The 7,221-nt window shown below is 39.3% G+C and carries 9 protein-coding genes; 5 read left to right on the top strand and 4 right to left on the bottom strand.

Features of this window, described 5'->3' with window-relative positions; all coding sequences use genetic code 11:
• Positions 1-197 precede the first annotated feature (197 nt).
• Positions 198-752 carry a D-glycero-beta-D-manno-heptose 1,7-bisphosphate 7-phosphatase gene (gmhB, locus tag ACTG7Q_RS08590; protein ID WP_439242859.1) on the bottom strand — a complete coding sequence of 185 codons (555 nt, stop codon included), beginning with the start codon at positions 750-752 and terminating at the stop codon, positions 198-200.
• A gap of 165 nt (positions 753-917) precedes the next feature.
• Here gmhB and metN point away from each other — a divergent pair, with 165 nt between their 5' ends.
• The 5 genes from metN (at position 918) to ACTG7Q_RS08565 (ending at position 4,928) form a co-directional block, all read left to right on the top strand.
• Positions 918-1,955, top strand: coding sequence for a methionine ABC transporter ATP-binding protein MetN (gene metN, locus ACTG7Q_RS08585; protein ID WP_439242857.1), 1,038 nt, complete (start codon positions 918-920; stop codon positions 1,953-1,955).
• Positions 1,945-2,631, top strand: a complete 687-nt coding sequence (locus ACTG7Q_RS08580; RefSeq protein WP_439242855.1) for a methionine ABC transporter permease — start codon at positions 1,945-1,947, stop codon at positions 2,629-2,631. The genes metN and ACTG7Q_RS08580 overlap by 11 nt, the downstream gene beginning before the upstream one ends.
• A gap of 31 nt (positions 2,632-2,662) precedes the next feature.
• Positions 2,663-3,496 carry a MetQ/NlpA family lipoprotein gene (locus ACTG7Q_RS08575; RefSeq protein WP_439242853.1) on the top strand — a complete coding sequence of 278 codons (834 nt, stop codon included), beginning with the start codon at positions 2,663-2,665 and terminating at the stop codon, positions 3,494-3,496.
• A gap of 203 nt (positions 3,497-3,699) precedes the next feature.
• The gene (locus ACTG7Q_RS08570; RefSeq protein WP_439242851.1) at positions 3,700-4,596 is read left to right on the top strand and encodes an Rpn family recombination-promoting nuclease/putative transposase; all 897 of its coding nucleotides are present in this window, start codon (positions 3,700-3,702) and stop codon (positions 4,594-4,596) included.
• An 86-nt stretch (positions 4,597-4,682) separates the two neighbouring features.
• Complete coding sequence (locus ACTG7Q_RS08565; protein WP_439242849.1) at positions 4,683-4,928, top strand: hypothetical protein; 246 nt, start codon at positions 4,683-4,685, stop codon at positions 4,926-4,928.
• A gap of 212 nt (positions 4,929-5,140) precedes the next feature.
• Here the strand turns inward: ACTG7Q_RS08565 and ACTG7Q_RS08560 are convergent, their stop codons facing one another.
• The 3 genes from ACTG7Q_RS08560 to ACTG7Q_RS08550 all read right to left on the bottom strand — a co-directional run bounded on the left by ACTG7Q_RS08560 (position 5,141) and on the right by ACTG7Q_RS08550 (position 7,196).
• A complete protein-coding gene (locus tag ACTG7Q_RS08560; RefSeq protein WP_439242847.1) occupies positions 5,141-6,172 on the bottom strand; it encodes a porin in 1,032 nt (343 codons plus the stop codon).
• Between the two features lie 501 nt (positions 6,173-6,673).
• Positions 6,674-6,919, bottom strand: a complete 246-nt coding sequence (locus tag ACTG7Q_RS08555) for a hypothetical protein (protein ID WP_439242845.1) — start codon at positions 6,917-6,919, stop codon at positions 6,674-6,676.
• A 55-nt stretch (positions 6,920-6,974) separates the two neighbouring features.
• Positions 6,975-7,196 carry a hypothetical protein gene (locus ACTG7Q_RS08550; RefSeq protein ID WP_439242843.1) on the bottom strand — a complete coding sequence of 74 codons (222 nt, stop codon included), beginning with the start codon at positions 7,194-7,196 and terminating at the stop codon, positions 6,975-6,977.
• Between the last annotated feature and the right edge of the window lie 25 nt (positions 7,197-7,221).

The raw sequence follows: 7,221 nt of genomic DNA, 5'->3' as shown, positions 1-7,221 counted from the left end.
TTTAATTTTTTAAAACAAGTCAATCAACAAGTGCCCACACAGATTGTCTGATAAATTGTTAAAGAACAAAAAACAACGACGCACGTTAGAAACTTCGATTTTCACAACAGTGCGTCGTTGTGTGTGGCGTATTATAGAGATCTAAAAATCCTTTGCAAGTATTTTTTGCAAAAATTTTGCGAATTCTCTCTGACTGCTTAGTTTTTCAACTGTTTAATTAATTGGGGCAAATCTGCGACACTATCAATCACATAATCCGCCAAGGTTTCCCCTTGCGCCGTAATTGCTTTTCCCGTTCTCACTAACACGTTATACGCCACATTCGCCCGTAAACCAGCTTGCAAATCATCGATTTTATCGCCCACCATAAAAGATCGGCGAGGATCAATCTTTAATTCCTTAATCGCTTGTTGCAACATTCCCGATTTCGGCTTACGGCAATCACAATCTTGACGAAATTCACCCTCTCCCTCTGGATGATGTGGACAATAATAAATGCCGTCCAAATCCACGCCCCGATCAGCGAGTGACCAATCCATCCATTCGGTTAATTGCAAAAACTTATCTTCGCTAAAATAACCACGCGCAATGCCCGATTGATTCGTGACTACCACCAACAAATAGCCCATCGCTTTCAACGCTTTTAATGCCTCAATACTGCCCTCAATAAATTGAAAATCATCAATTTGATGAACATAGCCATGATCAATATTTAACGTACCGTCCCGATCCAAAAAAATTGCTTTATTCATTTTCTTTTCCTTTTATATATCTGTCCGATTTATCCGCTTATTATCACACAAATATTATAATTGATAACGATATATTCTAAAAACCCCACGAATAATGATTGACATAGCCATATAGACATCTAAAATAACCAGACGACATTTTTAATCATTTATCAAAGGGCTTATATGATTAAGCTAGAAAATATCACCAAAATTTTTGATAGTGCAGGAAAAAAACTCAAGGCACTAGACAATGTGTCATTACATGTCCCTGCGGGCAGTATTTGTGGTGTGATTGGTGCCTCTGGTGCAGGCAAAAGCACGCTTATTCGTTGCGTTAATTTATTAGAACGCCCAACATCAGGCGCTGTTATTGTGGACGGCAAAGATCTTATGGCGCTAGATGACGCACAACTCATCGCAGAACGCCGTAATATCGGCATGATTTTCCAACATTTCAACCTCTTGAGTTCACGTACGGTCTTTGGCAACATCGCCCTGCCGTTAGAACTTGAAAAAGCGACCCCACAAAAAATTCAACAAAAAGTCACCGCACTTTTAGAATTAGTTGGCTTAACCGATAAAAAAGATGTTTATCCGGCCAATTTATCTGGCGGGCAAAAACAACGGGTTGCCATTGCACGTGCCTTAGCGAGCGATCCCCACGTATTACTTTGCGATGAAGCCACCAGTGCATTAGATCCGGCCACCACGCAATCGATCTTAAAATTATTAAAAGATATTAACCGCACTTTAGGTATCACTATCTTATTGATTACCCACGAAATGGACGTAGTCAAACGCATTTGCGACCAAGTGGCTGTTATCGACCGTGGTAGTTTAATTGAACAAGGTACGGTGAGCGAAATTTTCTCCAATCCGAAAACCGAGTTGGCACAAGACTTTATTCAAGCCACATTCCAAAACTATTTACCCGAAGAATATTTGGCCTTGCTATCTGACACACCGAAATCTGCGCATTCTTCGCCAATTATTCGCTTTGAATTTACTGGTCGCTCTGTGGACGCACCGTTGATCTCCCAAACTTCACGGCGTTTTAATGTGTCCTTTAATATCTTAATGTCACAAATTGATTATGCAGGCGGCACCAAATTCGGTTTTACCATCGCTGAAGTCGAGGGAGATGAAGATGCAATCACCCAAGCAAAAATTTATTTAATGGAAAGCAATGTACGTGTGGAGGTGCTTGGTTATGTGGGATAATTTTATCAACGGCTTTAACAACATCAGCCCCCAAGTATGGCAACTTATCGGGGTAAGCACCTACGAAACCATTTATATGAGTTTCGCTGCAACCCTATTTGCCATTGTATTTGGCTTACCTTTGGGCGTGTGGACATTTTTAACCCAACCACAACAAGCCTTGGCGAATGCCAAAGTCAATCGTGTGTTGGAGGCCGTGATTAATATTGGTCGCTCCATTCCCTTTATCATTTTGTTATTCGACTTGATGCCGGTTACCCGTTTTTTAGTCGGCACGACGCTTGGCACGACGGCATCCATCATCCCTCTAGGCGTGTCGGCTATGCCATTTTTTGCACGTTTAACGGCTAACGCTTTAGGCGATATTCCAAGCGGACTAACCGAAACGGCCAAAGCCATGGGAACCAGTGTATGGCAATTAGTCACCAAGTTTTATCTGCCTGAGGCCTTGCCAATGCTGATAAAAGCCACCACGCTCACTCTCGTCACCCTAATCGGCTACTCTGCCATGGCAGGTGCCGTGGGCGGTGGCGGTTTAGGTAATACCGCCATTTCTTACGGTTTACACCGCAATATGCCTTATGTGCTTTGGATCGCCACCATTATCATCGTATTAATCGTGATGATCTGCGAAAGATACGGCAACAAACTCGCTGATCGTTTCGATCATCGTTAATTTAATTTTACTTACTTATAAGGAACATTCCATGAATTTTAAAAAACTTCTCACTATCACCGCACTTAGCTCTGTTTTTGCGTTAACGGCGTGTAAAGATGACAAAAAACCAGAGGCCGCTGCCGCAGCACAAGCTGCACCACAAACTATCACCGTCGGTGTGATGTCAGGCCCTGAGCATCAAGTCGCTGAAATTGCAGCAAAAATTGCGAAAGAAAAATACAATTTAGAGGTTAAATTCGTTGAATTTAACGACTACGCCTTACCAAATCCAGCGGTCAGCAAAGGCGACTTAGACATCAACGCAATGCAACACAAACCTTATTTAGACACAGACACCAAAGCCAACAACATCACCAATTTAGTGATCGTCGGCAACACCTTTGTTTACCCATTAGCGGGTTATTCAAAAACCATTAAAAACGTGTCTGAATTAAAAGACGGTGCCAAAGTCGCCATTCCAAACGATCCAACTAACGGCGGCCGTGCATTAATCTTGTTAGAAAAACAAGGCTTATTAAAATTAAAAGATAACACTAACTTGGCCTCAACCGTGTTAGACATTGTAGAAAATCCAAAAAATCTACAAGTTGTACCCGTTGACACAGCCGTCGCCGCTCGTGCTTTAGATGATGTAGATTTAGCCGTAGTCAATAACACTTATGCCAGCCAAGTCGGGTTAACTACCACTGACAACGGCGTTTTCGTGGAAGATAAAGACAGCCCATACGTGAATATCATCGTTGCACGTACCGATAACAAAGACAGCGCAGCGGTACAAAACTTCGTAAAATCTTACCAAACCGAAGAAGTTTACCAAGAAGCGGTAAAACACTTTAAAGATGGTGTGGTGAAAGGTTGGTAAATTAAGAAATATCCTGTTTATGCTAAAGTGCGGTGAAAATTCACCGCATTTTTTGTTAGTAAGATTTTACTTAGTAATAGGCTGTTTTGAGCACCATCAAACCTATTTTTGTGATCTTCATTCCAAAACTGATCATCATTTCTTGTTATTTTCCGCATATTCAACCTACACTGGATACCTGATTAACAAAATAAGGTATCTACATGCAACAACATTCACGCTATATCGATCTCACCACTGACTACGGCTTTAAACGTATTTTTGGTCGAGAAACTAACAAAGATTTATTAATGTCATTTCTCAATGAGCTATTTCAAGGTCGCAAAGTGATCAAGGATTTGGTGTATAACAAAAATGAACACTCTGGCGATATCCCCGAACAAGGTGCCGTTATTTTTGACCTGACTTGTACCGCCGATGATGACAGCCAATTTATTATCGAAGTACAACGACGCCATCAAGAACTGTTTAAACAACGTACCATTTATTACGGCGCCAAACTTATTAGCGATCAAGCCCCAAAAGGTCATCGCAGTGACTGGGGCTATGATATTACCGAAGTCTACGTTATCGCCATAATGGACGGTTTCCACTTTTCCAATAAACCCGATTATCTGCACGATATTTGCCTATGTCACCGAAAGACAGGCGAAATTTTTTATGATAAACTGGGCTTTATTTATCTAGAATTGCTAAATTTCAACAAACCCGAAGAACAATTAACCACGGACCTAGAACGTTGGTTATTTGTATTAAAAAATATGGCAAAATTAGACAAACTCTCGCCTTATTTACGTAAACCAATCTTCGAAAAGTTATTTAGCATTGCTGAATATACCAGACTCAATAAAGAGGAAAAAGATATGTACGATGTGAGTTTAAAACGCAAGTGGGATGAATATTCCTTGCTTACCTCTGCAGAAACAAGAGGAATACGGCAAGGGTTAGAACAAGGATTACAACAGGGGCGGTTAGAGGGACTAAAAGATGGGGCCCGAAATATGCTTGCTCGCGGCCTTGACGTTCAATTTATTTCGGAAATTGTAGGCTTGCCTACGGACGAGATTAAAAAACTGTTGAATGGATGTTATTTAAAATAGGGCTAAAAATACTGTGTTTTTAGCCCTATTTACGCAAACCAATCTATTTTGCTGAATATACCAGACTCAATAAAGAGGAAAAAGATATGTACGACGTCAGTCTAAAACGCAAATGGGATGAGTATTCCTTGCTTACCTCTGCAGAAATGAGGGGAATACGACAAGGGTTACAACAGGGATTAGAACAGGGACTACAACAAGGAATAGAGCAAGGGCGTTTGAATACACTTAAAGAAAACGCTAGAAATATGCTTAATCGTGGGTTTGATGTTCAATTAATTTCGGAAGTTTTGGACTTGCCTGTTGACGAAGTTAAAAAGTTGATGAATTGATATTTCCCGCTACACTCTCTAGCCACAGCATGGCCATGCTTAACCCCATACGCCAGTGTGGGAGCATTACCCTCACAGATAGTGACATAAATAGTGCGGTGAAAAATCTTTTATTTTTTCACCGCACTTTTTGTTTAGGCTCGTTTCATATTCACAAAAAAGCCCCATTAAACAATGGGGCGAAATAAAAACATTAGTATATAGAGGTAAAACTAGAAGAAGATACGAGTACCTAAAGCGATTTGTTTGTTTTTGCTTAACTCTTCACCAGATTGTTTGGTTTTGAATGCACCGCCCTCAACATAAACTACAACGTTTTTGTTGAATTGGTGATCTGCACCTAAGAACCAACCGCGGAATTTCGCATTGTCTTCGCCTTTAGTTTTACCAGTACCCCATAAGTATTCAGCAAATACTTTGTTTTGTGGTGTAATTTGGTATTTTAAACCCACTTCAAATTGGTCAACTTGATTGAATTTCTCAGCACCAACACGGAATGTATTGTCTTCTTTCTCTTTTGTCGATTTTGCGTGGGAGTAGTCTAAACCTAAAGCAACTGGACCATAAGAGAATTGAACAGCGGCAACAGCCCCTTTAGTTTTATATTCATCTGTTTCTAATGTACCTTTAGTAAGTTCACTGTAACCACCTTCAACAGCAAAACCAAAGTCATCAATTTTCGTTTTATAGAATGCACCTAAACCAAAACCTTGGCCTGCATCGGCTGTTTCTCTATCTAATGAATCATGTTTGTTAGCGGTACCAAAATAGTAATCAGTCATAAAGTGGAAACCACCAAAATCTGCTGATTTGAAATGTAAGGCTTTAGCATGCGCATCAACTACTTTAGTAATTGAACCTAATTCATAAGTAAAATCGGATAAACCTAAATCATCACCTACAGTTAATTGACGACCAAAAGTTAATGTACCGATATCTTTGTGAGCAAATCCACCGAATAAGCGTTTAGTGTGAATACTATCACCGACAGTACCATTTTGAGTAAAACGAAGTTCAATATTTGCTAACGCTTCGAAACCATTACCAATCTCTTGATAAGCACGAACACGAACACGAGAACCTTTGTCTACTAAATCAGTACGTTTGTCAGTTTCATTTCGAACTTGCAATGAGATACGTCCATCAATATCAATTTTTGTACCTTCTTGTTGATAAACCACAGTTGCATTGGCTGCACTTGATGCTAAGGCAGCAACGGCTAGAGCGATAAGTGTTTTTTTCATAACAATGTTTCCTTATTTTTGGTTAAGTAGCAAATCGATTAGGTCGATTCGAGTTAAGCAAATAAATTTGCTTTTGAAGTTTTACTTCTTGGTGTGAAATTTAAATGAATTATTTTTTTATGTCAATAATAGGGAATTTTACCAGAAAACACAGATTTCATATAAATCAATAAGTTATAAAATTCTTCACCATGTTAAAAATGAGATCCAGATCACATTTTTGAAAGAAATTTTATTTTTATGGGAATGTCATATTTTTATAACAATATGATTTTAAAGGTTATTTATAATATTAAAGACATTTATGGAGAAAATACTCAAGAATAATTTGATATAAAGAAACTTTATTTCAAAATTGTGATCTAGATCACATTTTTTCTGGGAACTTTTTGGGATTTTACAAGAAGTGAGGCGGGAAATAGACTTAAAAATCCCCTATACTGGAGTATGGGGTTAAGCATCGTCACGCCACGCTGTGGCTAGAGGGTACGGCGAGAAACATCAATTCATCAGCTTTTTAATTTCATCCACAGGTAAGCCCAAAACTTCCGAAATTAATTGAACATCAAACCCACGATTAAGCATATTTCTAGCGTTTTCTTTAAGTGTATTCGAACGCCCTTGCTCTATTCCTTGTTGTATTCCCTGTTCTAATCCCTGTTGTAACCCTTGTCGTATTCCCCTCATTTCTGCAGAGGTAAGCAAGGAATACTCATCCCATTTTCGTTTTAAACTCACATCGTACATTTATTTTCCTCCTTTAACAAAGTGGCCTGTCAATACAGGCCACTTCGAAATAAAATTAATGCTGTAACTTTCGAACATCTTCTATAGGTAAGTTCAGATACTGAGAAATGGTCGCCACATCAACCCCAAGGTTAAGCATATTTCTGGCGCTTTCCTTAAGCGTATCCAAACGCCCTTTCTGTAATCCTTGTTCTAATCCTTGCCGTATTCCTCTTGTTTCTGCAGAGGTAAGCAAGGAATATTCATCCCATTTGCGTTTTAAACTGACGTCATACATTTATCTTCCTCCTTTAACATAGTGG

This window comes from Lonepinella sp. BR2474, assembly GCF_051851555.1.
GTDB lineage: Bacteria > Pseudomonadota > Gammaproteobacteria > Enterobacterales > Pasteurellaceae > Lonepinella.
This window is presented reverse-complemented; position numbering and strand designations above follow the sequence as displayed.

Bases quoted from the DNA above. Each gene is read 5' to 3' on its own strand.
- gmhB (WP_439242859.1), bottom strand. From the start codon at position 752: ATGAATAAAGCAATTTTTTTGGATCGGGACGGTACGTTAAATATTGAT.
- metN (WP_439242857.1), top strand. From the start codon at position 918: ATGATTAAGCTAGAAAATATCACCAAAATTTTTGATAGTGCAGGAAAA.
- ACTG7Q_RS08580 (WP_439242855.1), top strand. From the start codon at position 1,945: ATGTGGGATAATTTTATCAACGGCTTTAACAACATCAGCCCCCAAGTA.
- ACTG7Q_RS08575 (WP_439242853.1), top strand. From the start codon at position 2,663: ATGAATTTTAAAAAACTTCTCACTATCACCGCACTTAGCTCTGTTTTT.
- ACTG7Q_RS08570 (WP_439242851.1), top strand. From the start codon at position 3,700: ATGCAACAACATTCACGCTATATCGATCTCACCACTGACTACGGCTTT.
- ACTG7Q_RS08565 (WP_439242849.1), top strand. From the start codon at position 4,683: ATGTACGACGTCAGTCTAAAACGCAAATGGGATGAGTATTCCTTGCTT.
- ACTG7Q_RS08560 (WP_439242847.1), bottom strand. From the start codon at position 6,172: ATGAAAAAAACACTTATCGCTCTAGCCGTTGCTGCCTTAGCATCAAGT.
- ACTG7Q_RS08555 (WP_439242845.1), bottom strand. From the start codon at position 6,919: ATGTACGATGTGAGTTTAAAACGAAAATGGGATGAGTATTCCTTGCTT.
- ACTG7Q_RS08550 (WP_439242843.1), bottom strand. From the start codon at position 7,196: ATGTATGACGTCAGTTTAAAACGCAAATGGGATGAATATTCCTTGCTT.